The organism is Streptomyces erythrochromogenes, from assembly GCF_036170895.1.
GTDB classification, from domain to species: Bacteria; Actinomycetota; Actinomycetes; order Streptomycetales; family Streptomycetaceae; genus Streptomyces; species Streptomyces erythrochromogenes.
The window spans coordinates 509,837-535,249 of record NZ_CP108036.1 but is presented as its reverse complement, the minus strand read 5'-3'; the positions used below and the strand labels follow the sequence as shown (position 1 = coordinate 535,249).

Annotated in this window: 19 protein-coding genes; 10 read left to right on the top strand and 9 right to left on the bottom strand. The window is 76.4% G+C overall.

Annotated features, from left to right (window positions below; translation table 11 throughout):
* The first annotated feature begins 108 nt into the window (after positions 1 to 108).
* Positions 109 to 726, top strand: coding sequence for an ankyrin repeat domain-containing protein (locus tag OHA91_RS02615; RefSeq protein WP_266495995.1), 618 nt, complete (start codon positions 109 to 111; stop codon positions 724 to 726).
* Complete coding sequence (locus tag OHA91_RS02610; RefSeq protein WP_266495998.1) at positions 723 to 1,847, top strand: YncE family protein; 1,125 nt, start codon at positions 723 to 725, stop codon at positions 1,845 to 1,847. The genes OHA91_RS02615 and OHA91_RS02610 overlap by 4 nt, the downstream gene beginning before the upstream one ends.
* Positions 1,848 to 1,853: 6 nt before the next feature.
* Here the strand turns inward: OHA91_RS02610 and OHA91_RS02605 are convergent, their stop codons facing one another.
* Both OHA91_RS02605 and OHA91_RS02600 read right to left on the bottom strand, forming a co-directional pair.
* Positions 1,854 to 2,135, bottom strand: a complete 282-nt coding sequence (locus tag OHA91_RS02605) for a hypothetical protein (protein ID WP_266496000.1) — start codon at positions 2,133 to 2,135, stop codon at positions 1,854 to 1,856.
* Positions 2,132 to 2,857: an HNH endonuclease family protein gene (locus tag OHA91_RS02600; protein ID WP_266496002.1), complete on the bottom strand. Its 726-nt coding sequence runs from the start codon at positions 2,855 to 2,857 to the stop codon at positions 2,132 to 2,134. Before OHA91_RS02600 ends, OHA91_RS02605 begins: the two co-directional genes overlap by 4 nt.
* Positions 2,858 to 3,061: 204 nt before the next feature.
* On the opposite strand from OHA91_RS02600, the gene OHA91_RS02595 reads away from it, so the two are divergent.
* From OHA91_RS02595 to OHA91_RS02575, 5 genes are all read left to right on the top strand, one after another.
* A complete protein-coding gene (locus OHA91_RS02595) occupies positions 3,062 to 3,934 on the top strand; it encodes a DUF4132 domain-containing protein (protein ID WP_266496004.1) in 873 nt (290 codons plus the stop codon).
* Positions 3,931 to 8,847, top strand: coding sequence for a DNA-binding protein (locus tag OHA91_RS02590; RefSeq protein ID WP_266496006.1), 4,917 nt, complete (start codon positions 3,931 to 3,933; stop codon positions 8,845 to 8,847). Before OHA91_RS02595 ends, OHA91_RS02590 begins: the two co-directional genes overlap by 4 nt.
* Before the next feature lie 104 nt (positions 8,848 to 8,951).
* Complete coding sequence (locus tag OHA91_RS02585) at positions 8,952 to 10,109, top strand: ATP-binding protein (protein ID WP_136228284.1); 1,158 nt, start codon at positions 8,952 to 8,954, stop codon at positions 10,107 to 10,109.
* On the top strand, positions 10,106 to 14,008 hold the full coding sequence (locus OHA91_RS02580) for a vWA domain-containing protein (RefSeq protein WP_266496009.1): 3,903 nt from the start codon (positions 10,106 to 10,108) through the stop codon (positions 14,006 to 14,008). Before OHA91_RS02585 ends, OHA91_RS02580 begins: the two co-directional genes overlap by 4 nt.
* Complete coding sequence (locus OHA91_RS02575) at positions 14,005 to 15,918, top strand: hypothetical protein (RefSeq protein WP_266496011.1); 1,914 nt, start codon at positions 14,005 to 14,007, stop codon at positions 15,916 to 15,918. The genes OHA91_RS02580 and OHA91_RS02575 overlap by 4 nt, the downstream gene beginning before the upstream one ends.
* Here the strand turns inward: OHA91_RS02575 and OHA91_RS02570 are convergent.
* Positions 15,884 to 16,363 (bottom strand): HAD domain-containing protein, encoded by a 480-nt coding sequence (locus OHA91_RS02570; RefSeq protein ID WP_266496013.1) that lies wholly within the window; start codon positions 16,361 to 16,363, stop codon positions 15,884 to 15,886. The two genes, OHA91_RS02575 and OHA91_RS02570, sit on opposite strands and share 35 nt — an antisense overlap.
* A gap of 94 nt (positions 16,364 to 16,457) precedes the next feature.
* On the opposite strand from OHA91_RS02570, the gene OHA91_RS02565 reads away from it, so the two are divergent.
* Complete coding sequence (locus OHA91_RS02565) at positions 16,458 to 17,189, top strand: hypothetical protein (RefSeq protein WP_266496015.1); 732 nt, start codon at positions 16,458 to 16,460, stop codon at positions 17,187 to 17,189.
* On the opposite strand, the gene OHA91_RS02560 is transcribed toward OHA91_RS02565, so the two are convergent.
* The gene (locus OHA91_RS02560; RefSeq protein WP_328741061.1) at positions 17,173 to 18,774 is read right to left on the bottom strand and encodes a carboxylesterase/lipase family protein; all 1,602 of its coding nucleotides are present in this window, start codon (positions 18,772 to 18,774) and stop codon (positions 17,173 to 17,175) included. The genes OHA91_RS02565 and OHA91_RS02560 overlap by 17 nt on opposite strands.
* A 176-nt stretch (positions 18,775 to 18,950) precedes the next feature.
* On the opposite strand from OHA91_RS02560, the gene OHA91_RS02555 reads away from it, so the two are divergent.
* Positions 18,951 to 19,955, top strand: coding sequence for a hypothetical protein (locus OHA91_RS02555; RefSeq protein ID WP_266496017.1), 1,005 nt, complete (start codon positions 18,951 to 18,953; stop codon positions 19,953 to 19,955).
* A 72-nt stretch (positions 19,956 to 20,027) separates the two neighbouring features.
* On the opposite strand, the gene OHA91_RS02550 is transcribed toward OHA91_RS02555, so the two are convergent.
* From OHA91_RS02550 to OHA91_RS02540, 3 genes are read right to left on the bottom strand one after another with little or no spacing between them, the layout of a single operon-like run.
* Positions 20,028 to 21,053 (bottom strand): NAD(P)/FAD-dependent oxidoreductase, encoded by a 1,026-nt coding sequence (locus OHA91_RS02550; RefSeq protein ID WP_266496019.1) that lies wholly within the window; start codon positions 21,051 to 21,053, stop codon positions 20,028 to 20,030.
* The gene (locus tag OHA91_RS02545) at positions 21,050 to 21,631 is read right to left on the bottom strand and encodes an isoprenylcysteine carboxyl methyltransferase family protein (RefSeq protein WP_328738465.1); all 582 of its coding nucleotides are present in this window, start codon (positions 21,629 to 21,631) and stop codon (positions 21,050 to 21,052) included. The genes OHA91_RS02550 and OHA91_RS02545 overlap by 4 nt, the downstream gene beginning before the upstream one ends.
* 14 nt (positions 21,632 to 21,645) lie before the next feature.
* Positions 21,646 to 22,704, bottom strand: a complete 1,059-nt coding sequence (locus OHA91_RS02540) for a type III polyketide synthase (RefSeq protein ID WP_328738464.1) — start codon at positions 22,702 to 22,704, stop codon at positions 21,646 to 21,648.
* 77 nt (positions 22,705 to 22,781) lie between these two features.
* On the opposite strand from OHA91_RS02540, the gene OHA91_RS02535 reads away from it, so the two are divergent.
* Positions 22,782 to 23,669, top strand: coding sequence for a UbiA family prenyltransferase (locus OHA91_RS02535; RefSeq protein WP_328738463.1), 888 nt, complete (start codon positions 22,782 to 22,784; stop codon positions 23,667 to 23,669).
* A gap of 64 nt (positions 23,670 to 23,733) precedes the next feature.
* Here OHA91_RS02535 and OHA91_RS02530 read toward each other — a convergent pair whose 3' ends face one another.
* Positions 23,734 to 24,768 (bottom strand): PHP domain-containing protein, encoded by a 1,035-nt coding sequence (locus OHA91_RS02530; protein WP_328738462.1) that lies wholly within the window; start codon positions 24,766 to 24,768, stop codon positions 23,734 to 23,736.
* Between the two features lie 52 nt (positions 24,769 to 24,820).
* Positions 24,821 to 25,327, bottom strand: coding sequence for a MarR family winged helix-turn-helix transcriptional regulator (locus OHA91_RS02525; protein ID WP_266496030.1), 507 nt, complete (start codon positions 25,325 to 25,327; stop codon positions 24,821 to 24,823).
* Positions 25,328 to 25,413: the final 86 nt, after the last annotated feature.

The following is a 25,413-nucleotide window of genomic DNA, read 5'->3' as shown; positions in this document are numbered from 1 at the left end:
GCTCCGTCCGCCGGGCGGACCGGACGCGGGCAGCGGCCGGGCGAGCATGGACCGGGGGAGCGGGAGGGCGTACGCGGCCCTCCCCGCCCCGGAGCCGAGAGGGACACCATGAACGCGCACGACCGACACCTCCTCGACGCGGCCCGCCGCGGCGACGCGGCCGCGGTGGGCGCGGCGCTCGCCGCGGGCGCCGCCGTGGAGGCCCGCGACGAGCAGCTGCGCACACCGCTGCTGCTCGCCGCGCTCGGCGACCACCTGGCCGCGGCCGGGCTGCTGGTCGCCGCCGGAGCCGACCCCAACGCCCCGGACTCCCGCGAGGACAGCCCCTGGCTGGTCACCGGCGTCACCGGCAGCGTGCGGATGATGCGCCTGCTGCTGCCCGCCGGACCCGACCTGGAACAGGTCAACCGCTTCGGCGGGATCTCCCTCGTCCCGGCCGCCGAGCGCGGCCATACCGCGTACGTGCGCGCCGTCCTGGAGGAGACCGCAACCGACGTCGACCACGTCAACCGGCTCGGCTGGACCGCCCTGCTGGAGGCCGTGATCCTCGGCGACGGCGGCCCGCGCCACGAAGAAGTCGCCCGGATCCTCCTCGCCGCGGGCGCCGATCCGCTGCTCGCCGACCACGACGGCGTGACCCCGTACGAGCACGCCGCCCGCCGGGGCTTCGAGGGCATGGCGCGGATCCTGCGCGCGGCCGGGGCGCAGCCCGGGGCGGACCGGTGAACCGCCGGGCGCGGGGCACCCGTACCGTCCTCGTGGCGCTCGCCGCCGCAACACTGCTCGCGGCCTGCGCCCAGGACGCGGCGCCGTCCGCACCGGGCGCGGCGCCGGCGCCGTCCGCGGCCTCACCGCTGCCGGCCACCGCTCCGACCCCGCAGGGTCTGCTCCTGACCGCGGACTTCGGCGGTGACACGGTCACCTTCGTGGACCCCGAGCGCGGCGCGGTCGCCTCGGTCGCCGTGGGCCGGGCCCCGTACGCACTGGCCGTCGGCGCGGACGGCCGGGCGTGGGTGGCCACGGCCGAGGGCGTCGCCGTCGTCGACACCCGCACCCGCGTGCGGGTGGCGCGCATCCCGTACCGCACCGCGACCGGCCCGGTCGCCGACGGCGAGTACCGCGGCGGCGGCATGGGCATCGCCCTCTCGCCGGACGGCGCACGCGCGTACGTCGGGGTCAACGTCCCCGGCACCACCGGCGTCCTGGAGGTCCTCGACACGGCGAGCCGAGAGGTCACCGCCGTCGTACCGGTGGGCAGGCGCCCCTTCGACGTGGACGTCTCGCGGGACGGCGCCGAGGTGTACGTCACCGGGCACGACTCCTTCGACGTCACCGTCGTGGCGGCCGGACCGCTGAGCACCCGCCGCATCGAGGTGGCCCCCTACGGCACCGAGGGCGGCCTCGGCTCGTGGCTCAAGCCGCACTACGCGGCCGTACGCCCGTCCGACGGGAAGCTGCTGCTGCCGTTCGAGGGCGAACGGCTCGCGGTGGTCGATCCGCGCACCGGGCGCACCGCGGTCGAGCCGATGACCGCCGACACCCACCAGCACGGGGTCGCCCTCACGTCCGACGGCCGGCTCCTGGTGGTCGGTACCGGGGCGGTCCGGCCGGGTGACGGCAGGGGCCCGTCGCTGACGGTCCGGTCCCCGGACGGCACCGAGCGGCTCGTCCCGCTGGAGGGCCCGCACGAGGACGTCGCCGTCTCCCGGGACGGCCGGACCGCGTACGTCACGGGCGGCTACACCCGCGACGGCCACTGGAACGGCATCACGGTCGTCGACCTGGACACCGGAACGGCCCGCCGACTCCCCGCGGGCACCCGCCCCCTGGGCATCGCCGTGCTCTGACCCGGCTCAGGCGGGGCCGCCGCCGGGGGCTTCGGCCGCGCCGCCCGCGCGGATCGCGGCGAGGGCCGCCGCGTGCAGGGCGGCCGGGGCGCCGTGGTGGGGCCTGGGGCTGCCCGTGAGCGTGTACCACTCGTCGGCGTCCTGGTACTGGACGTCGAACCGGACCAGCCCGTCGACCGTCGCGGTGGTGCGCAGGGTGAGCGGGCCGGTGATGACGCCGACCTCGTCGGTCATGGCGCCGCCCGGGCCGGCGAGCACCTCGTCCTGCCACTGGTCCGCCCCGGTCATGAGGTGCAGGTGTCCAGCATCGTGGTGAGCATCTTCTTCTCCGGTTCGGTGACGGTCAGCTCGTAGACGGATTTGACGGTGGTCCAGGCCCGTCCGTACTGGCACCAGCTCGAACGGTCCGGCGGCTGCCACAGGTCGGGGCTCTGATCGCCCTTCGACCGGTTGGAGGACGCGGTGACCGCGAGCAGCTGGGGATGGGTCAGGTCGTTGGCGAAGGCCTTGCGCCGGGCGGCGTCCCAGCCGGACGCGCCGGAGCGCCACCCTTCGGCGAGCGGCACGATGTGGTCGATGTCCATCTTGGCGGCGTCGGTGACGGCCACCCCGTCGTACAGGCTCTTCCAGGTGCCGGACACGGCCCGGCACTCGCCGTCCTGCTTCACCTCGGCGCCGTCCCGCCTGAGGACCGTCTCGCGGGTGTCGCACTTGTTGCCCTGCTCGGCCCAGTGCGTGAACTTGGCCCGGCTGTAGCCGGCCATCGTGCCCACCGGAGCCACCTTCAGCGCGGCCAGCCGGGTACGGGCCTCGGCGGTGGTGACCAGGCCGGGCAGCACGTCCCCGCCGGCCGGCGCCCCGGCCGGGGGCGCGGCCCGGGAGACGGACGGCTGCGGCTTCGGGTCCTGGCCGCCCGGCGAGCGAGGCCCCTCGGGATCGGAACACCCGGCCGCGGCCGCCAGCAGCAGGGCCGCCACCAGCGCACCCGGTACACGTATCTGACGTCCCATAACCCCACCCCGAGCCGGTACCGCTCCGTCACTGTCCGGGAAAGACTACCCAGAACCGGACAATCAACCTACGCAGGCCCCTCCGGCGGGCGTTGTCAGTGGCTCTCGCTAGTCTCCCGACATACCGCAGCTCAGGGGGGGTTTGCTCCCCCCTGTCAGGGCTGCGCGGAAACACGTACGGGACAGGCGGAGGGGCACGGTCTGATGGCATGGCTGGCGGCGGGCGAGGGGTACGAGATCGCCCTGGTGGAAGGGCGGGTGGCGGCGAGGTCCGTCACCGGCCGAGCAGCGGGACGGCAGTTGAAGACGCTGCCCAAGGCGCTTAAGGACCATCCCGAGGTGGACCGGCTGCGCCGGCTCGCCGAATGGCTCGACCGGCACGCGGCGGCCTGCGTCGCCCAGGTCGACGCCTGGATGGTGTCCTCGCTGCCCGTGCCGACCGAACTGCTCGCCCGGGTCTGGCCCGACGAGGCCTGGCAGAACGCCCTGCGCGACCTGGCCGTCGTCGGCGACGACCCCGGCGAGGTGGGCTTCCTGCGGGACGCCACCACGTCCGGCGAGCTGAAGGTGGTCAACCTCGACGGCGAGACCGTACGGCTCTCCCCGCGCACGGTGACCCTGCCCCACCCCGTACTGCTGCCCGACCTGGACGACGTACGGGAGTTCGCGGCCGAGCTGGGCATCGTGCAGCAGGTCGAGCAGATCCACCGCGCCACCTGGCGCAAGCCCGACGAGGTCTCCGCCACCGCCACCGAGGTCCGCGACTACGCGGGCGGGGTCTTCCCCACCCGCTTCGGCCTCGCCGCCCGCGCGACCGCCCTCGGCTACCGGGTCTCCGGCGGCTACGCCACCTGCAAGGTCCGCGACACCGGAGCCGGCTCCGGCACGGAGGCGTCGGTGTGGATCGGCGAGCCCTACTACGACGACGAGACCACCACCGGCGCCCTGAGCTGGCACGACGAGGACGGCCGGGCGGTACCGCTGACGAAGGTCGGACCGGTGGCCTGGTCCGAAGGAATGCGAATGGCCGCGGCACTGTACGCCGGGCGCAAGATCGAGGAGGGCGGGGACGCATGAGCAAGAACCTGAGAGACACCGCGGCGACCGAGAACGAACTGCTGCTGCAGGCCGGCGCCGTCCTCCCGAACGGCACCACCGGCGCGGGAGCCGGCGCCGTCGACCTGACCGCCCGCACCTACCGGCACCCGGGCCTCGACGAGGACCGCGTCGTCGTCCGGCTCGCCGCCGCCGAACTCGGAGCGGCCGAGGACCTCGCCGCCGGCTTCCTCGGCCTCGTATGCGAGGAGGGCGAGCCGCCCGTCGTCGGCCTGAGCCGCCGCCAGGCACTCGGCTTCCCCGAATGGGTCCTCGTGCACCACCCCGAGGACGGCCACCACGCCCTCGCCGTCGTCCCCGAGCTCGACCGGATCGCCCGCCAGGCCAAGACCAAGCCCAAGGCCGCGCTCGACGCGTGCACCGAACTGGCCGACCGCCTCGCCGCCTCCGTGCCGCACTTCCTGCCCCTCTTCCACGAGCAGGCCGCGCGCATCTTCCTCGCCGTCGAGAACACCACCTACGCCGCCCAGCTGTTCGGCCGAGCCCGCACCGCCGAGGCCCAGCACGGCCTGGCCGTCGACGAGGACCGCCTCGACTCCGTCTTCCTCGAATTCGCGCTGGCCGGCGCCCTGCCGGTGAAGGTGCTCGCCGGCTACGGCAAGGCCCTGGCGGTCCGCGTCAGCCCCGCCGAGGCCTACGAGCGCTTCCGCCGCCTGTGCGTACGCCGCACCGCGGGCGGACTGCCGCCCTCCGCCCAGGCCGCCGTCGAGCTGCGCCGCCTCGCCCGCGCCGCCGGCCTGACCGGCACCGAACCCGAGCAGGACTACCTCGCCGAACTGCTGCCCCTGCCCGCCACCCTGCGCGCCGCGCTCGGCTGGTGGAAGGCCCACCGCGGCGCCCTCGTCGCGCTCGCCCTCCGCGTCCCCGCCGTGCGCGGCACCCTCCTCGGACTGACCCCGCCCGGCGGAGACACCGACCTCACCGACCTGTGGCTGGAGGTCCTGGAGGAGTCTGGCGCCACCGCCGCACTGGCCGACGGCAACCTGCCCGACGAAGAGCGCTGCGCCGACGGCACCGCCGGCTGGCTCGAGCGCTTCCACACCGCCCGCCACTCCGGCTGGGGCCGCCGCCCCACGCACCCGGCGCTCCTCGACATCGTCGAGCGCTGCGCCCCGCAGCTGCGGGCCGAACTCGACCGGCCCGGGCGCGAGGCCGGCCTGCAGATCGGCGTCCAGGACGCCGACCTCCTCGACCTGCTGCTCACCCTCGACGTCCCGGTCGTCGACCCTCGGGAAGACGGGGCGCGGCACCGGCACGACTCGCTCAACCTGTCGGACTGGGCCGCCCGCGACGAGCGCCGCGACCTGTCCGCCGTCGCCGCGGACCCCCGCTTCCAGCCCGCATTCCGCCGGGCGCTGAACGGCCTGGGCAGCGGCGGCGCCGACATCGTCCGCCACGTCGCCGCCTCGCCCGGCGCGCGCCCGCTCCTGACCGAGTGGATGGTCGAGGTCGCCCGCGCCTCCGTCGCCGCCGGCCTGCCCGGCGTGCCCGACGCCATCGAGCGGCTGACCTGGCTGCCCGTCGAGGCCCTGGTGCTCGCCCCCGAGGAGGTCGCCGCCGCAGCCGCCGCCGACCTCGGGGAAACCCTCGCCCGCACCCTGCGGGGCGGCCTCTTCGAGGAACTGGCCTGGCCCGCCTGGGAGAGCGCCGTCGCCGAACTGACCCCCGGCAAGGACCGGCACGGCCTCACCGTCGTCGAGGCCTGGCCGTACCTGATCGTCGCCAACGCGGCCCAGGTCCGCGTCATCGACGCCGACTCGACGGTCCTGACGCACGACCTGCGCGTGCCCACCGGCTCCCACCACCGCATGGGATTCCACTACGTCGACGGCGAACTGCTCGTCTTCTGGTCCGACTGGAGCGCCAACCGCGTCGAGGGCTACTGGCACTCCTCGCCCGGCACCGTCTTCACCCTGGACACCAACCGCAACTACTGGTCCCTGCGCAGCGACCACCTCTCCGTGCCGCTCCCCGGCGGCGGCCGCACCACCGGCGGCGGCGTCCTGCACCGCGGCGACACCCGGCTCCCGGACGAGCGGCCGGTCGTGTCCGACGGCACCTCCTACTGGGTGTGGCAGCGGCGTGACCACGACAACGAGAACGGCTGGCTCGAGTACGACCCGGTCGGCGCGGCCCACGGGCGCTTCTCCCTCCCGGCGTTCTTCGCCGACGCCCTGAAGGAGTACAACGGCAAGGCCTCCACCGGGTACTCCAACTGGCTGCTGCCCGCGCCCGCCGTGGACGGCTCCGTGCTCGGCGCGCCCGTCGACGGCCTCCTCGGCTGGCGCACCGCACGCCTCCCCGGCAACGGCTGGGTCGGCACCGACACCGGCGGACGCACCGTCACCGTCCCCGAAGGCAGGGAGATGCCGGTCGCGGCCCTCACCTTCCCGGGCGACGACCGCCCGCGCGCCCTCTCGCACCGCTGGCGCGAGCTGTCCCTCAGCGACCCCGAAGGCGTCGTCACCGCCCAGACCCGCAACGACCGCCACGACACCCCCTTCAGCACGGGCAGCGTCGACCTCCCGCCGCTCTCCCACTGGTACGCGCTGCGCCCGCGCGACCCGGAGGGCTCGGCCGCGCTCCGCACGGCCGACCGCGAGACGGTCGGGGCGCTCCTGAAGGCCGCCGCGGCCGCGCCGAAGGTCACCGACCTGCCGGACGTGGTGAGCGCGGCCCTGCCGCGGGTCACCGACCCCAAGCTGATCGGCGGCATCGTCGAGGTCCTGCGGTTCGCCCTCACCCAGCAGAAGGCCCTGGACGGCATCTCGGCCCGCCTCGACGCCGACACCGCCCCCGAGGAGGACCGCGAGCCCGGCCCCGCCGACGAGCTGCTCGGCGCGGCCCTCAACGGCCTGCTCGACTACGCCCACTACCGCTACAACGGCGACAGCGACGGCACGCACCGCACCCTGAGCCTCCTCGGCGCCGCCCGCGCCGAGACCGACACCGCCGGGGTACCCGGGCTGCTCCACTTCGACACGCCCGCCCTGCCGTACTACAGCTTCACCTGGACACCGCTGTTCGACCAGCCGGCTGCCGCCGCCTACCGGGCCGTCGCCGCGACGACCACCGACGAACAGCGGGAGGCCGTCCTCACCCTGCTCGCTCAGGTGGACGCCCTCGGCATGGCCTCGGCACAGGGATCGGCCGACAACTGGCGCCAGGTCGAGGTCCACCTCGGCCAGACCCACCTGACCGGACCCGACGGCCTCGACCGCAACCTCTACCACCGCAGCCTGCTGCCGCTGGGCGGCGGAGCCGTCCTCGCCGTGACCGAGCACGGAACCTCCGTGCCCGACGGGCACGAGTTCGGCGGCCTCCTCCACGACCCCACCGGCCGCTTCACCGTCCCCGGCCCCTACACCGTCCGGCGCGCGACACCCCTCGGCGACCCCGAACGCGGCCCGGGCTGGCTGACCGCCTTCCTCGGCGCGGCCGCCGAGCACGGCCCGGTGCCCTTCCGCCCGGAGGCCGCGGAGGAGTTCTCCCGGCTCACCGGGGTCTCCGGCGCACTCGCCCGCCTGGTGGTCGCCGGACTCCCGCACATCGACAGCTACGACCGCAACTTCCTGCCCGCGGAGGTCCGCACCGCCCTCGGCGTCAAGGCCACCGACGCCGCCTACGCCCGTGACGAGCTCAAGGCCCTCGCGGCGGAGCTCCGCCGCGCCGTGGTCGCGGCCCTGCTGCCCGCCGATCCGGCACGCCTGTGGAGCGAAGGCCCCGACGTGGCGGCCGCCGCGGAGGTGTGGAACCGGCGCGTGGGCCGGCGTACCCCCGTACCCGACTGGCTGGCCACGGAAGCCGCGCGCGCCGTCCGCGGCGGATGGCCCGCACACCGCGTGCTGGCCGCTCTGCTCGACCCGGCTTCCTCGCACGAGCTCTCCGTCGACGTGCCGTGGATCGTCAAGGGCGACCACGTGGAGCCCGCCGTGGCCGTCACCGGCCCCTTCAACGCGCAGGTCCTGACCGCGACCCTGGCCATGAGCGCATGGCTGGCCCACCGGCTGCCGGCCGGGGACCCCGTGCGGGCGGTCCTGCCGCCCGCGCTGACCGCCGTACGGCAGCGGCTCGCCGCGCCCGAACTGCTCCTGGAGATCGCGCACTACACCAGCCTTCCGAACTTCCGGAAGGTCGCCGGCACCCCGTCCGAGACCGGCGAGGGCTACGAGCGCTACGGCGCGGTCGTCATGGCCACCCACGACGACCAGCCCAAGCCCGCGGTGCGCACGGCGCTGCTGGACTCCACCGGCTCCGACCCGTACCTGCCGGCACTGCGCGGCGACGACCAGCAGCCCTCCGGGGCCGAGACGGCCCTGCGGACCGCCCACGACCCGGGCTTCGCCGCACTGCTCGCCGACCCGGGCGCGCCCGCGGCCGGCGAGACCGACGCGGCCGGCACGTGGTGGCCGCAGGACCCGAGCCGTTCGGTCCCCGAACTGGTGGAGGAGGTCCGCGCCGAGCACGGACTGGGCGCCGACGCGGCCGCCCTTTACCTCGCCCTGCTCGCCATGCCCGACCCCACCGACCGCAACACCGCCCGGTGGACGGGCTGGAAGCCGGCCCGACTCAAGGCCGCCCGCGCCGAACTGGCCGCCACCGACCTGGTGGTGTCGGCCGACCGCAGCCGCGCCGGGCGCTCGCTGTTCCTGCCCGGCGGGTGGGCCGACATGGCCTCCCCGGCCCTGCCGGTGGAGCAGTGGAAGCTGCCGATGTACGGCCTCACCCCCGGCGGCCGGCCCCTCCTGGGCGTACTGGCACCGGCCGAACCGGCCGCGGAGCTCTACCGCCGGGCCTGGCAGCGGGTCCGCGAGGGCGATGTCCCGCGCTTCCAGGAGCTCAAGGTGAAGCGCACCCGCGCCCGCCGCCGCTGACCCGGCCGACCGGCACCCCGACGCGGGGCCGGCGCGGCCCACCTGACACGGTGGGCCCGCGTCGGCCCCCCACCACCCCTTTCGTACACGTGCAGAGGAACCCGATGACCGTCACCGCACCATCCGCCCCCGCCGCCCGGCAGGTGCTGCCCGCCGAGGAACGCCACGCCGCCGAGCTCGCCTTCCTCGCCGCCCACGACACCGGCCCCCGCCCGCCCGGCTGGGCACTGACGCCGCGGGCCGTGGTCACCTTCGTCTGCGGCAGCGACGGAACCGAACTGGCCCTGCCCAAGCGCCGCGCCGGCCTCCCGGCCAAGCTCGCCATCGCGCCCAAGTTCGTCGGCGAACGCGCCCTGGTGGAGCGGTGCGTCGTCACCCTCGCCGGGGAGCGCGGACTCCTCCTCACGGGCGAGCCCGGCACGGCCAAGTCGATGCTGTCCGAGCTGCTGGCCGCCGCCGTCTGCGGCACCAGCGCCCTCACCGTCCAGGGCACCGCGGGCACGACCGAGGACGCCTTCCGCTACGGCTGGAACTACGCGCTCCTGCTCGCGCAGGGCCCCACTCCGGACGCACTGGTCGACTCCCCGGTCCTCTCCGCCATGCGCACCGGGCGCGTGGTCCGCGTGGAGGAGATCACCCGCTGCCTGCCCGAGGTCCAGGACGCGCTGGTGTCGATCCTGTCGGACCGGCGGGTCAGCGTGCCCGAACTGACCGCCACCGAGGACGCCGTGGTCTCCGCGGCCCCCGGCTTCACCGTCATCGCCACCGCCAACCTGCGCGACCGCGGCGTCTCGGAGATGTCCGCCGCCCTCAAGCGGCGCTTCAACTTCGAGACCGTCGGCCCGATCGCCGACGCGGACGCGGAGGCCACGCTGATCCGCCGCCAGGCCGTCGCCGCCGTCCAGCGGGCCGGCGCCGCCTTCGCCGTGGACGACGCCGTGCTCGACGCGCTCGTCACCGTCTTCCGCGACCTGCGCTCGGGACGCTCCGCCGAGGGCTGGGACGTGGAACGACCCGGTACGGTCATGTCCACCGCCGAAGCCGTGCAGGTGGCGGCCTCGCTGGGCGTCGCCGCCGCGTACCTGCCGGACGGGGACGTGCTGGACCTGCTGCCGGGGCACCTGCTGGGCGTCGTGCGCAAGGACGACCCCGCCGACCACGGAAGGCTGCTGGGGTACTGGGACGGCCCGGTCCGGCGCCGTGCCGAGGACGGCTCGGCGATGTGGCGCCGCCTCTGGGACCTGCGCGGGAGCCTGCGTTGACGCACACCGACCCGCGGGCCGCGGTCGACGCGCTCGCCGCTGCCCGCGAGCCCTACCTGATCGGGGTGCGGCACCACAGCCCCGCGCTGGCCGCGGTGGTGCCGGCCCTGCTGGACGCCTCCGGCGCGGACGTGGTCTGCGTCGAGCTCCCGGCGGACTTCCAGCCGTGGCTGGAGCACCTGGCCGACCCGGAGACCGTCGCCCCCGTCGCCCTCGCGGGCACCGGCGAGGACGGCCGCCTGGCGTTCTACCCGTTCGCGGACTTCTCCCCGGAACTGGCGGCCGTCCGCTGGGCCCGCCGCCGCGGTGCGGCCGTCCTGTGCTGCGACCTGCCGCTGTCCGACCCCGGCTGGACCCCCGGGCCCCCCGTCCCGCACCCGTCCCCGCCCACGGACGGCCCCGACGCCCCGCCGCGGGCCGTGGACGCCACGCCGAACTCCACGGGCACGACCACCCTCACGGACAGCGCTCCGGAAGCGGCTGACGGCCCGCGGCGCGCGGGCAGCTTCGCCGACGGCCTCACCGCCGCCGGCACGGGCCGTGACGGCGACGACCTGTGGGACCGCGCCGTCGAGGTCCTCGCACCGGGCTGCTCCCCGGAGGCCGTACGCCGGGCCGCGCTCGGCGTCGGCTGGGCACTGCGCGAGGACGGCCCCGTCCCCGACCGCGACCTCGCCCGCGAGGCCCACATGCGCGCCGTGATCGCCGACGCCGCCGCTGGCGGCCACCGCGTGGCCGCCGTCATCGGCTCCTTCCACGCCCCGGCCCTCGTCACGCCGTCGGCGACCGCGGACGGCCAGGCCGACGGTGCGGACCTGCCCGGGTCGGCCGGCAGGGGTCTCCCGGGCGGGGGCGCCGCAGCGGAGTCCGCGGCCCCCCGGGGCGCGGACAGCCCGCCCGGTTCGGACCCGGAGGTACCGGCCCCCGTGGACGGCGCGTCCGCGGCCGCGGCCGGACAGGGTTCGGCCGCAGGCGCCGCCGACGGTGCCGCACCCGGTCGTGCGGTCCCGGCCGCCCCGGCCGCCCCGGCCGCGCCGGGTCGACGCCTGGGCAAGGACGCCGCTTCCGGGTCGGGCCCGGCGGGGCCGGTGGACACCGCCGTCACCTCCTTCGTGCCGTACTCCTTCGATCTGCTCGACTCCCGCTCCGGTTACCCCGCCGGCATCCGCGACCCGCTCTGGCAGCAGGCCGTCCTCGAGGCCGGCGGCGACCCCGGGCGGCTCCGGGAGGCCGCCTCCGTCGCCGTCACCGGGCTCTGCCGCGAGCTCCGCCGGGCCGGCCACACCGCCGGCACCGGCGAAGCCGCCGAGACCCTGCGGCTCGCCTGCGACCTCGCCGCCCTGCGCGAGCTTCCCGCACCCGGCCGCGGCGAGCTCCTGGAAGCCGTCACCACCGTCCTCGGCCAGGGCGAACCCCTCGGCCGCGGCCGGGCACTGGCGCAGGCCCTCGAAGCCGTGCTCGTCGGCACCGCCCGCGGGCGGACCACCCCGCACGCCCCCCGCTCCGGCCTCGGCCCCTCGGTCGAGGCCGAACTCGCCGAGCTCCGCCTGCCGTGCCCCGAGGACCCCGCGCCCCGCGAGGTCCGCCTCGACCCGCTCCGCTCCGCCCTCGACGGCCGCCGCGAGGTCCTCCTCCAGCGGCTCCTCGTCTGCGGGGCCTCCTACGGGGAGCCCCTCACCGTCGCCGCCACCGGCGACGGCACCGCCCTCGGCACCAAGTGGCGGCTGTCCTGGACGCCTGCCGTCCCGGCCCGCCTGGACCTCACCGGCGTGCGCGGCGTCACCGCCGCCCAGGCCGCGGCAGGGACGCTCAGCGAAACCGCCCGACGGGCCGCCGCCGACGGCGGCCCCACCCCGGCGCAGATCCTCGCCGGGCTGGCCGCCGCCGCCCGGTGCGACCTGCCCGAACTGGTCGACGTACGCCTCCACGAGGCGGCCACCGTCCTGCCGCAGACGGCGACCCTGCCCGAACTCCTCGACGCCCTCGACCTCCTGGAGGCCCTGCACCGCGGCCACCTCCCCGGCACCTCCGCGGCGTCCCGCGCCGCTTGCGCCGTGCTCGCCGGCGACCTCCTCGAAGCCGCCGTGCGCTCCCTGCCCGGCCTCGCCGGCAGCGAGGAACCGGCCGACGCCGCCGCCCTCGTGGCCCTCGCCGACCGCGCCGCCGCCCACCACCTGGGCCTGCGCACGGACGACGCGCTCACCGCCCTGGCCGCCTCCGCGTCCCCGCTCATGCAGGGCGCGGCCCTGGCCGTACGGGTCCTCCTCGACCTCGACCCGGCCGAGGCCCTCGGCGACCGCGCCGCCGGATGGATCGACAGCGCCGGCACTGCCGACAGCCGGCGCGCCCTGGCGCGCCGGCTCGCCGGACTCCTCACCGCCGCAGGTCCGCTGCTGCAGTCCTCCCCGGCCGCCCTCACCCCGCTCCTCGACCGCGTCGACCACCTCGCGGACCAGGATTTCCTCGACCGTCTCCCCGCCCTGCGCGGCGGCTTCGACGCCCTCGCACCGGCCGCCCGCGACCGGCTCCTGGACACCGTCACCGAACGACTCGGCGACCGCATCGACCTCGCACTCGACGCCCCGCCCGCCCTGCTCGCCCTGTGGGCCGCCGCCGATGCGGCCGGGCTCGCCGCACTCAAGGCCCTCCCTCTGCCCCGGCGGGGGGAACCGGCCGCGGATTCGGCCCCGGACGCCCCCGACGCACCGCGCGCCCCGGCCCGCGAGCCCAGGTCCGAGCCCGAGCCCGGGTCCGAGCCCGGTTCCGACGCGCGCCGGCTCGCCCCGGCCGATCGCTGGCGGCTGCTGCTCGGCCGCGAACGCGACCGGCTCCCCGCCGGCGCCCGCCGCTACGCCCACGCGCTGGACGAGCTGTACGGCTCCGGGCACGGCGAAGGCGCCGGCGACCTCGGCACCGGTCAGGGACCGGGCCGCAGCGGCGGCCAGGAGGCCTCCTTCCCGACCGCCCGCGAATGGTCGCAGGAGCTCGAAGCGCTGTTCGGCGCGGACGTACGGGAGGAGGTCCTGGCCGGTGCCGCCGAAGCCGGCCGCACCGATGTCCTCGCCCAGCTCGACCCGGCGGCCGTGCGGCCCTCCGTGGAGCTGCTGAGCTCCGTACTGTCGCTCGCCGGCGGGCTGCCGGAGGCCCAACTCGCCCGACTGCGCCCCCTGGTGAAGCGGCTGGTCGACGAACTCTCCAAGGAGCTCGCCACCAAGCTGCGCCCGTCCCTGTCCGGCCTCACCACCCCGCGTCCCACCCGGCGCCCGGGCGGTGCGCTCGACCTCGCCCGCACCCTGCGCGCCAACCTCGCGCACGCCCGCCGGCGGGCCGACGGCACGGTGGTCGTCGTACCGGAACGGCCCGTCTTCAGCACCCGGGCGAGCCGCGAGGCCGACTGGCGGCTCGTCCTGGTCGTCGACGTGTCCGGCTCCATGGAGGCCTCCGTCATCTGGTCGGCCCTGACCGCGGCCGTACTGGGCGGCGTCCCCACCCTCTCCACCCACTTCCTCGCCTTCTCCACCCAGGTCGTGGACCTCACCGACCGGGTCGACGACCCGCTCTCGCTGCTGCTGGAGGTGCGCGTCGGCGGCGGCACGCACATCGCCGCCGGTCTCGCCCACGCCCGCTCCCTGATCACCGTCCCCAGCCGCACCCTCGTCGTCGTGGTCAGCGACTTCGAGGAGGGCGGGCCGATCGGCGGACTGCTCGGGGAGGTCCGCGCACTGGCCGCCTCCGGCGCCCACCTCATGGGCTGCGCCGCGCTCGACGACACGGGCAACCCCCGGTACTCGGTCCCGGTCGCGCGGCAACTCGTCGCGGCCGGCATGCCCGTGGCCGCCCTCAGTCCTCTCGCCCTCGCCCGCTGGGTGGGCGACCGCCTCCGTGGAGGGTCCCGTTGAGCACCGAACTGCCGCCCGTCGCACCCGAGGTGCTCGCCGAGGCGGTCGAGAACCTCACCGCGCGGCTGCGCAAGAAGCTGGACGACGCCACCGCCGGCTGCGCGGCAGCCGCCGTCCGCGAGGCCGACGGAAGTGTCACCTTCCGGTTCGGCGAGGACGCCCTCGTCACCCTGCGGCCCGGCCCGGCGGGGACGGTCACCGAGGCGGGGCAGGCCATCTGTACCTGCCTGCTGGCACCCCGGTGCCTGCACCGGGCCGCGGCGCTGGGCGCCGCCCCGCTCGCGGACACCGCCCCGCCGGAGCCCGAGCCGGCCGTGACCGCCGGAACGGAGCGGACGACGTCAGCCGAACCGGCCGAGTCCGCCGGATCGGCCGAAGTGGCATCCGCCGAAGCCGCATCGGCAGGGGCGGCAGAGCCCGCAGATCCCGCGGAGCCCGCTCCGGCCCTCACCGCGGCCCAGCTCGGCGCCGCCGCCGCGCTCTGGCACGCCGCGGCCGAAGCCCTCGCAGCCGGCGTCACGGCCGGCGGCGCCGTCGTCCAGGCCGAGCTGCTGCGCGCAGCGCACACCGCCCGCCTCGCCGGGCTGCCCCGCGCCGAAGCGGCCGCCCTACGGGTCGTACGGGGCCTGCGCGCGGCCCGCGAACGCCGCACCGCCCACCGCCTGGGCGACCTCACCGGATCCTTCCGCGAACTCCTGCACACCGCCGGAGTACTGGCCTCCGGCGCGGCCGGCCCGGCACTGACCGGCACCTCCCGGCGCGCCTACACGGCGGGCGGCAGCCTCCAGGTGCACGGCCTGTGCCGCGAGCCCGTGCTGTCGGCCACCGGCTACGGCGGGGTCGTCACCCACCTGCTGGCACCGGACGGCTCCCGCTACTCCATCTCGGACGTCCGCCCGGGAGGCCTGGCCCGCGCCCGCGGGGCCGGACGGGCCTCCGTCGCCCTCGGCGGCGCCACCCTCGACCACGCCGGCCTCGCCCGGGGCGGCCTGCGCATCGTCGGCGCGACGGTCTCGGCGGAGGGCCGGCTCGGCGCCGGACGCGGCGTCAAGGCGACCCCGCTGCCCGGCGCCCCGTGGACCGACGGGCCCGCCGCCCCGCTGTTCGCCCGGCCCGCGGCGGAGGCCGTCGCCGCGCTGCTGGCGGACCCGGCCGACGCCGCCGACACGGAAACCACCCTCATCGGCTGCGACGTCGTGGTCGTCGGACCGGCCGGCGACCACCTCCTCGTCCGCGAGGCCCGACCGCACGCACCGATGCTGAGGCTGCTGCCCGCACACCCGCACCCGGAGCTGCCGCACACCGAGAACCTGCGGCGCATCGCCTCGTACCCCGGACTCCGGCTGCGCGTCCTCGGCCGCCCCGATCTCGACCGCGCCGCCACCCTTCGCCCGGTGGCCGTCGGCCCGGTGCCCGGCGAGCCGTACACGCTGAGGCTGCCCGAGGAATGGCTGGGCCGAGCCGACCTCGGCTACGAGCGCCTCCAGGGCGAGCACTTCCCGCCGCCGGACACCGCCGTGCCGGCGCCCGAGCCCGGAGCCGTACCGGCGTCCGAGGCCCCGGACCCGCTGGCCGACTCCCCGCTGTGGCGGGTGCGACGGCTCCTCGAGACCGGGGTCGCCGGCGGCCGCCGCGCGGTCGCCGAGGCGGCCCGCGGTACGGCGCCCCTGGCCGCGTACGGTCCGCTGCGCCGGGCCGGGCTCACCGGCGCGGCGGACCTGGCCACCGCCCTCGCGGCCGAGGCCGACCGGCGCCCGCGCGACGCCTTCGGCAGGCTCGCCGACCCCTCGCCCGACGGCTACGCCTGGGCCTGGCTGGCCGTGGCCACCCACCTGGCGGGGGCGGAACGCTCCCTGGTCGCCGCGTCGTGGACGGCTACACCGAGCGGAGCCACGTCCGCAGCACCGTGAAGTCCCCGGCGGTCAGGCCCCGGCCCGGATCGACGCGGTGCAACAGGGCCGGGCCCGGATGGCGATCGGCCACCCGGGCCCGGTCGGCGTCGGTGATCTCGTCGTCGATCCACACGAAGGGCCGTCCGGCCGCGTGGTCGAGCAGCGCGGGGGTCTTCCAGTGGACGCCGCCCCGCCCGTCCTCGTCGGAGGGCTCCGGCCAGGCCACCACGGGCAGATCCGACAGTCCCAGCCGGGGCGCCACGCACTCGTTGGCCTCCGCCATCCACGTCGTGGCCCACCACAGTTCGCACGGCAGCCCCGCCAGCAGCGGCCCGAGCGCGGGGTCGATGCGGGCCAGCAGGGGGTGGGGGCCGTCCCCGGCCGGGTACGGGCCCGCCCCGAAGGGGATGAGCGGGCCGTCGACATCGAGGTAGAGGAGCGGAAGGGCCGTTGAGCTGGTCATGACCTCACGGTAGCCCTCCCCGATGGGGCGGCTGAGGGCCGGATGGAACCACCGCCCCCGTGAGCGCCTCTTGACGGCCGAAGGGGGGACGACCATGGCGAAGAACGCGGTGTCCGTGACCGGGCGCGTGGTGGTGGCGGGGCTCCTGTGCGCCGTCCTCGCGGGGTGCGGGACCACGCGGGCGGGGCAGGCCGCGCCGCCGGCCGGGGTACCCACGCTCGCGCCGGCCGACTGCGACCTGGACGTGACCACGGACGAGGATCCGGGCGGGTACGCCGGACCGCCGACCGACGAGGACACCGGCGCCCCGGCCGGACCGCCGACCGACGAGGAGACCGCCAGCTACGCGGGCCCGCCCACGGACGAGGACACCGGCGCCTACGCAGGCCCGCCCACGGACGAGGACACCGGCGCCTACGCAGGCCCGCCCACGGACGAGGACACCGGCGCCCCGGCCGGCCCGCCGACGGACCAGGAGACGGGTGCCTATGCGGGCCCGCCCACCGACGGGGAGATGGCCAACGGCGGCGGCCCCTGCGGTCCGGCCGACTGGTTCGACATGACCCGCGACTTCAAGGCCTACCACCGGGGGCACCGCGCCGCCCGGGACGAAGACGTGTCCGTCACGCAGACCCGCGTCCGCAAGGTGCGCTCGGTCGGCGAGGCACGGATCACCTTCTCCACCCGGCAGGTCGGCAAGGGCGCCGCGGAGGACGCCCGGGCGATCGCCGCCGTGTTCGCCCAATGGCGCCGCGAGGTCTACGGCGACCACGGCACCCTGACCCTCCGCACGGCCGAGTACGAGGTCGTCACCGAGCAGTGGTGACCCCGGGCCACCGCTCGTCCCAGAGCGCGCAGTGGTGTTCGGCCCGTCCGTCCACCGTCCGGATCCCGTCCGCGCCCGGAGCCAGCGACAGCACCCGCCCCGGCGCCCCCGGCCGCGGCCACTGCGGGGCACCGGGCGCCGCCGGCACGCCGGTCCGCGCGAAGGCGGTCCAGTAGCCGGTCATACGGTCCGCGAGCCGCTGCTGCGCCTCCGCCAGCGGGGTGATCGTGAACAGGTAGGGCAGTTCGAAGCCGTGGGCCGCTCCGAGCGGCAGCTCGGGCACCGGCGGCAGGCCGGTGAAGTCGGGTGCGCCACGGTCGCTGAACCGGTAGCCGTACGTCGGCACGTGCCGCCCCAGCGCCGCGCCGTCCCGCAGCGTCGGGCAGATGAACGACGCGTCGGTGAGCAGGGTCGCCCAGGCGATCGCCGGGGTCGGGTACGCCGACACGGGGTACGCGGCCTCCACGACACGGGCCGTCCCGACGCCGAAGGACCGCTCCATGCGGGCCCGGTAGGCGTTCTCGTCGCCGATCGGGTGGGCCGCGAGGGTCTGTGCGAGGAAGAGCCGGATCTCGTCCCGGGTGGTTCCCTGCAGCACCGGCACCCGGTGGAACCGTCCGGCCTGCAACGCCCGCCGCGGTTCCGTCGGCAGGGCGCTGCCGCCGTACGGGACGAGGGAGAACCGCTGCATCAGGTCGGGGGTCGCGAGGGCACGGGCGTCCAGCGCGCGCAGGCAGTCCAGCACGCCCGAGGGCCGGTCGCAGCCGAGCCGCGCCGCCGCCAGGGCGCCCTCCTCGGCCGTGCGCCGCGCGGGCACGAAGGGCTCGTACGTACCGAGGCCCGGCAGCAGCGCCGACGGCGGCGTCGTGGTCGAGCACGAGCCGCTCTGCACGATCGCCTTGTGGAACAGGCCCGCCGAGGCCGGCGAGGTGAGGTGCGCGCAGACGCTCAGGGCACCCGCCGACTCACCGAAGACGGTGACGTTGTCCGGGTCCCCGCCGAACCGCTCCGCGTTCGTCCGCACCCAGCGCAGCGCCGCCCGCTGGTCCGCCAGGGCGAAGCCGGGGGCGCCGCCGAGCTCCGGGTGGCCGAACAGCCCGAAGACGCCCAGCCGGTAGTTGGCCGTCACCACCACCGCATCGCCCCGGACGGCAAGCCGGTCCGGCCGGTAGACGTCGCCGGAGCCGCTGAAGAAGCCGCCGCCGTGGAACCAGACCATGACCGGCCGCGGCCGCGCCCCGGCCGCCGGGCCCGCCGGGGCGGTCACGTTGAGGTACAGGCAGTCCTCGGAGCCGACCGGCCCGCCGGGCCCGAGCACGGGCAGCTGCACACAGCGGGAACCGGGCGCGCCGGCGTCGCGAACGCCCTCCCACCGGCGCGCCGGCCCGGGCAGCCGCCAGCGCCGCGGACCGGTCGGGGGAGCCGCGAAGGGAATGCCCTCGAAGGTGCTGTACGCGTCGTGCGTCCGGCCCCGCACCGGACCGCGGTCGGTGTCCACGACGGGCCCCTCCGGCCCGGCCGCGGCACCCACCAGCAGCAGCACGACGGGCAGCAGCAGCGCGCACCGACGTCGGACCCCTCGCATGTCGGGCACGGCCTTCGCCCTTCCCCTCGGGGCCCGGGCGGGGACCCCCGTTTGCCCGCCCCGAATGGCGCAGTGGGCGGAAGTGGCACTCAATGTAACAAAGCGTGCGCTCACCATGACGCACGATGACCGGCGCGCGATTGCGTAGACCCGCGCGTCGGCGAACGGAGCTTTCCATGAATGACCCCATCACTCTCGCGGCGCAACACGAAGTCAGCCACGGGACCCCCGACGACACCGCCCCCGACGCCCCCGCGGCCCCGGACGATCCCGCCGCCCCGGACCCTGCCGATACCCCGGACGATGCCGACGCGCCGAACACGCTGCGCATGCGCACCCTCCTGGAGACGGCCGCCACCTGCCGTCCGGTGGAGGAGGTCACCGCGCTGGTGAGCCTCCTCAAGGAGGACGGCCGGCTGCCCGACGCGGGACAGGAGGCGCTGCGCGCGGCCGCCGTGACCCGGCCCGTGCAGGACGTACAACGGATGGTCACCCTGCTGGGCGAGGCACCGCACGAGGTGGGCGAGGCGGACATCACGCTGCGCGCCGCCGCCGTCGGCCGGTCCATCGAGGACGTCGCCCTGCTGGTGACCATCCTCGGCAAGGACGAGTCCGGCGAGCCGGAGCCACAGCGCCGGGCCCGGCCCGCCGAGGCCGGCGCACCGGCCGCAGAGCCGCACCCGCAGGCGTACGAGCAGCCGCGCGAGAAGCCGTACGAGCCCCCGTGCACGGAGCTGAACGACGCGCCCTACCGGGCGAAGTCCCGGCGGCCCGCCCCCGTGGGGGAGCCGGCCCGCGCCGCGGCGCTGGGGCACGTCCTGCGCTGGCCCGTGGCGATAGCCCTGCTGGTCAGCGGAGCCCTCCACCTGCCGCAGGACCTCACCGCCCTGGCGTCCGCGAGCCCCCTCGGCCTCCTGCCCCTCCTGGTCACCCTGGTGTGCCTGGGCGTCGGCGCGCTGGTGGCGGTGCGCGACACCACGGCCGTGTGGCGGGCCGGAGCGGCCACTGCCGTCGGCGTGGTCGCCCTGCACGTCCTCGGCGGCTCGCTGGCCTTCGACCCGCTGGCCGGCACCGTGGGCGGCTCCCGGGCCTGGGCGGGTGCCGCCGTCATGCTGTGCGCGGCGGCCGGCGCGGTCCTCGCCGGCCTGGCCTTGAGGAACCGTCAGGAGAGCTCGGCCTGACCTGCGGCCGCGACCGCCGCAGCGGCACCCCGCGCACCGCGCGCGGGGTGCCGCTGCGTTCGCGGGCGTTCCTCAGGCGAGGAGGTTGACCGCCCCCGTGAACACGCGGGGCAGCCGGGCGGCCAGCGGGACGATCCGGGGTGCGAGGCGCGGCCGCCGCCGGGCCCACAGCAGTGACTCGGTGAGGGCGCGGTAGCTGCGCGACAGGTCCCGCCAGGCCTGCTCGTAGGCCTGTGGCCGTCCCGCCTTGACGCAGCGCACCAGTTCGCCCGCGGCCGTCACGGCCAGGGTGAGCCCCTCGCCCGTCAGGGCGTCCACGTATCCGGCCGCGTCGCCCACGAACAGCACCCGCCCCGCGACGCGTACGCGTGCCCCCTGGCGCAGCGGACCGGCGCCGCGCACCGGCGTGTCGGCGTACCCGGTCAGCCGGTCCGCCAGGTGCGGGAAGCGCGCGAGCTGTTCGTCGAAGGGCGCCTGGTCGGTGGTCAGGACCGCCACGCCGATCCGGTCGGGCGCCAGCGGGGTGATGTAGGCCTCGCACCGCGCCGACCAGTGCACCTCGACGAGGTCGCTCCACGGTTCGACGGCGAAGTGGCGGCGCAGCCCGTAGCGGGCCGGACGGCGGGGAGTGGCCGGAGCCGACAGGCCCAGCCCGCGCCGGACGGGGGAGTGCAGGCCGTCCGCGGCGACGAGGTAGCGGGCGGTGAGCCCGGCCGCGGTGACGTGGTCGACGCCCTGGCGCACCTGGTCGACGCGTTGCGGCAGGACCTGTACGCCGAGCTGCGCGGCCCGTTCGGCGAGCGCGGCCTGGAGGTCCGTACGGCGGGCGCCGAGGCCCGGACCGGACCGGAAGAGCCCCTCGGCCCGCAGGCCGTTCACGCCGTCGACGTAGCGGATCCCGCGGAAGGGCTGCCCCGCCACGGGCACGCCCAGTTCGCCGAGGCGGCGTACCGCCCCGGGCATGAGGCCCTCTCCGCAAGCCTTGTCGATGGGGGTGGGCCGCGGTTCCGCGACCACGACCTCCAGGCCGGCGAGGGCGCCGTGGATGGCGGTGGCCAGCCCGGCCGGACCGCCGCCCGCGATCAGCAGGTCGATCATGACGGTGCTCCCGCCGATGGGACGGAGGCGGGCGCCCGCAGCCGTCCGCCGTCCGTCAGGGCGGCGTCCTCGCAGCCGATCCGCACGCGCAGCAGCACCAGATTGAGCACGGTGAAGCCGAGCGCGGTCACCCAGGCGGAGTGGACCAGCGGCAGTGCGGCTCCTTCCGCGACCACCGCCACGTAGTTGGGGTGGCGCAGCACCCGGTACGGGCCCCGCTCCACCAGCGGCAGTCCGGGCACGACGAGCACCCGGGTGTTCCAGCGCGGGCCGAGCGAGGCGATGCACCACCAGCGCAGGCCCTGGGCGGCGAGGGCGACGGCGAGGGCCGACCAGCCGAGCAGGGGGACGAACGGCCGTCCGGCCGCCCAGGGTTCGACCACGCAGCCGATCAGCAGCGCGGCGTGCAGGGCGACCATGGCCGGGTAGTGGCCGCGGCCGTACTCGCGGCCGCCGCGCTCCAGGCTCCAGGAGGTGTTGCGGCGGGCGGTGACCAGCTCGGCGAGCCGTTCGGCGGCGACGAGGCAGATGAGCAACAGGTACAGGCTCAAGGAGGTGGCGGAGGTCAGGGAGTTCATGGGGTTCACCGAGTTCACCAGCGCAGGAGGACGAGTTCGGAGGCGAAGCCGGGGCCGAAGCCGAGCATCAGCCCGACGGAACCGGGCCGCGGTCCGGCGCGGCGGACGCCTTCAAGGATGTGCAGGACCGAGGCGGAGGAGAGGTTGCCCACGGCGGCCAGCGAACGCCGGCTCGCCGCGAAGGCCGACTCCGGCAGCGCCAGCGCGTCCGAGAGCGCGTCGAGGATCTTCGGGCCGCCGGGATGGCAGATCCAGGCGTCGACGTCCGCGGGTTTCAGGTCGTGGGCGGCGAGGAAGCTCTCCACCTCCTCGGCCACGTGCAGCCGGGCCAGATCCGGGAGTTCGCGGCCGAGCACCATGCGCATGCCCCAGTGGCCGATGTCCCAGCCGAGGAGGCGCTCGGTGCCCGGGTAGAGGCGGCTGCGGGTGGCGACGATCTCGGGGCCGGCGCCTGTCGCGTACAGGGGATGGTCGCGGCCCACCGCGACCAGGGCGGCCGCACCGTCGCCGAAGAGGGCCCCGGCCACCAGGTTCGCCATCGAGGAGTCGGTGGCCTGGAGGGTGAGCGAACAGAGCTCGGTGGACAGCAGCAGGGCCGCATCGCCCGGTCGGCCCGCGAGCAGGTCGTGGAGATGGCTCGCCCCGGCGGCCCCCGCGGCACACCCGAGACCGAAGAGCGGCAGCCGCCGTACATCGGGACGCAGCCCGGCGCGGGAGGCGAGGCGGGCCTCCAGCGAGGGCGTCGCGAGCCCGGTCACGGTCGTCGACATGACCAGATCGACCTCGGGGGCCGTCAGGCCTGCGTCGGCGAGGGTGAGTTCGAGCACCCGGGATCCGAGTTCCAGGGCCGTCTCCACGAAGAGGGCGTTCGTCGTGCCGAAGTTGTTCGCGGGCCCGTAGCGCTCCAGCGGGAGCGCGAGATGACGGCTCTCCACGCGCACCGAGGCGTGGACCCGGCGCAGCAGGGCGGTGTCGGAGCCGGGCGGCAGGAAGCGGGCGAGCGCCTCCGTGATCTCGGCCTGGGGATGACGATGGGGCGGGAACACGCTGCGCACTGCCAGAACACGTGTCATTGAGTCACCATAGGAAACAACTGACACTTCGCTATGAATCAACCGATTCGGGCGCGGCGCCGCATAGCGTGTCGCCCGTGCCCGTGCGAACCAAGCAGATCGCCGAGAGTGCCGATGGTGCCGGAGTCGGCGCTGCCACCAGGGCCGCCCGCGCCGGACGCGCCCTGGGCGGCCTGGGGGCGTCGTGTCACCCGCTGCCCGCGGCGGCCGTGACGCTCTTCGCCGCGGTCCTGGCGGTCGCGGCAGGGCACGGCCCGCCGGGGGTGTTCCTCGTCGCGGGGGCGGTGGCCGCGGGCCAGCTGTCGGTGGGCTGGTGCAACGACCGGGCCGACCTCGGGCGGGACCTGGCCACGGGCCGACGGGACAAGCCGCTGGTCGCCGGTACGGTGTCGGCCGCCGCCGTGGCCCGGGCGGCGGGCGCGGCGCTCCTGCTCTGCGTGCCGCTGTCGCTGGCGGCCGGTCCGCTCGCCGGCGCCGTGCACCTGGCCGGCGTGGCGGCCGCGTGGGGGTACAACCTCCGGCTGAAGGGCACGGTCGTCTCCTGGGCCCCGTACGCCCTGGCCTTCGGCCTGCTGCCGGCCTTCGTCACCCTCGGGCTGCCCGGCGCGCCCTGGCCGCCGCCGTGGCTGATGGCGGCCGCGGCGCTGCTGGGCGCGGGCGCCCACTTCGCGAACGTCCTGCCCGACATCGACGACGACCTGGCCACCGGGGTGGTCGGGCTGCCGCAGCGGCTCGGCGCCCGGCGCTCGGCCGTGCTGGCCGGGCTGCTCGTCCTGGGCTCGACCGCGGCCCTCGTCGCGGGACCGCCGGGGCGGGTGACGGCGTACGGCTGGGTGCTGCTGGGCGCGACGGCGACGGCGCTGCTCCTCGCGCTCCGCAGGCCCGCGGGACGGCTCCCGTTCCTGACGGTGACGGCGGTGGCCGGAGCCGACGTGATCCTGCTGGCCGCCGAACTCCGCCCCTGAGCGCCGCGCTGCCGGGAGCGACGCGCAGGCCCCGGATTCCGCGGCTCGTCCTCCCCGTCGCAGCTCAGGGCGCGCGCCGGGTGCGGGTCCAGGTCAGGAGGCGGTCGGCCGGCCAGGTGTTGATGACGCGCTCCGTCGGAACGCCGCATTCCACGGCCCGTTCGCAGCCGAGGACCTGCCAGTCCAGCTGGCCCGGGGCGTGCGCGTCCGTGTCGATCGCGAAGAAGGTCCCGGCCGCCACGGCCAGCCGCAGCAGCCGCCGCGGCGGGTCCAGTCGTTCGGGCCGGCTGTTGATCTCCACGGCGGTGCCCGTCTCCGCGCAGGCCGCGAACACCGCCTCGGCGTCGAACTGCGACTCCGGCCGGGTCCGGCCGGTGACCAGCCGCCCCGTGCAGTGGCCGAGGACGTCCATCAGCGGGTTGCGCACGGCCGCCAGCATCCGCCGGGTCATCGCGGGCGCGTCCATCCGCAGTTTGGAGTGCACCGAGCCGACGACGAGATCCAGTCGTTCCAGCAGATCGGGCTCCTGGTCGAGCGACCCGTCGTCCAGGATGTCGCACTCGATCCCGGTGAGCAGCCGGAAGGGCGCCCAGGTGGCGTTGAGCGCGGCCACCACGTCCAGCTGCTCGCGCAGCCGGTCCGGGGAGAGGCCCCGTGCGACGGTCAGGCGCGGCGAGTGGTCGGTCAGCACCGCCCACTCGTGGCCCAGACCGGCGGCCGTCCGGCCCATCGCCTCGATCGGGCTGCCGCCGTCGGACCAGTCCGAGTGCACGTGGCAGTCCCCGCGCAGCGCCGCCCGCAGCGCGGCGGCGGCCGGCGAGGCCGGGGGGCCCTCCGGGAGTGCGGCGGCCTCGTCCTCCAAGCCCTGCAGGTACGCCGGCACACCGCCGGCGAGTGCCTCCCGCACGACCGCGGCCGTCTTGGGGCCGAGGCCCTTGACGGCCTCCAGGGAACCGGCGGCGGCCCGCGCCGCCACCTCCTCCGCGCCCATCCTCACGACGACCGCGGACGCGGTGCGGAAGGCCCGCACCCGGTAGGTGGGTGCCTGTGCGCGCTCCAGCAGGAACGCGATCCGGTCGAGCGCCGCAGCCGGGTCCATCGGCCACCTCCTGCCGTCACGGGGTGGCCCCAGTGTCCGTCGGGGACGGCGGCTACGCCTCCCGCGGCTCCTGGGTCTCCCGGGCCTCCTCCAGGGGTACGGCGGCGTCCAATGCGGCCGTCAGCCGGCTCAGGCGGTCCTGGAGGTCGACGACCTCGGCGAGCTCGAAGCCGGTGGCCGCCGCGATCCGCCGCGGCACCTCGACCGCGCGGGCGCGCAGCGCCGCGCCCTCCTCGGTCAGGTGGGCGCGCACGGAGCGCTCGTCCTCGGTGCTGCGCTCCCGGCGGACCAGTCCGGCCGCCTCCAGCCGCTTGAGCAGCGGGGACAGGGTGCCCGAGTCCAGCCGCAGGTGCTGTCCGATCTCCTTGACCGGCATCTCGCCGTGCTCCCACAGCACCAGCATCACCAGGTACTGCGGGTAGGTGAGCCCCAGGTCCTTGAGGACCACGCGGTAGAGGCCGCCGAAGGCGCGGCTCGCTGCGTTCAGCGCGAAGCAGATCTGGCCGTCCAGGCGCAGGAAGTCCTGGTCGGAGCGGGTCGCGGTGGGCTGCTCGGTCATGTCGGCCAGTGTACCCGGGAAGAACTTGAAGGGCATTGAATTGTGCACAACTGAATTGCGTGCTCTACTGGTGCAGCGCGGTCGAC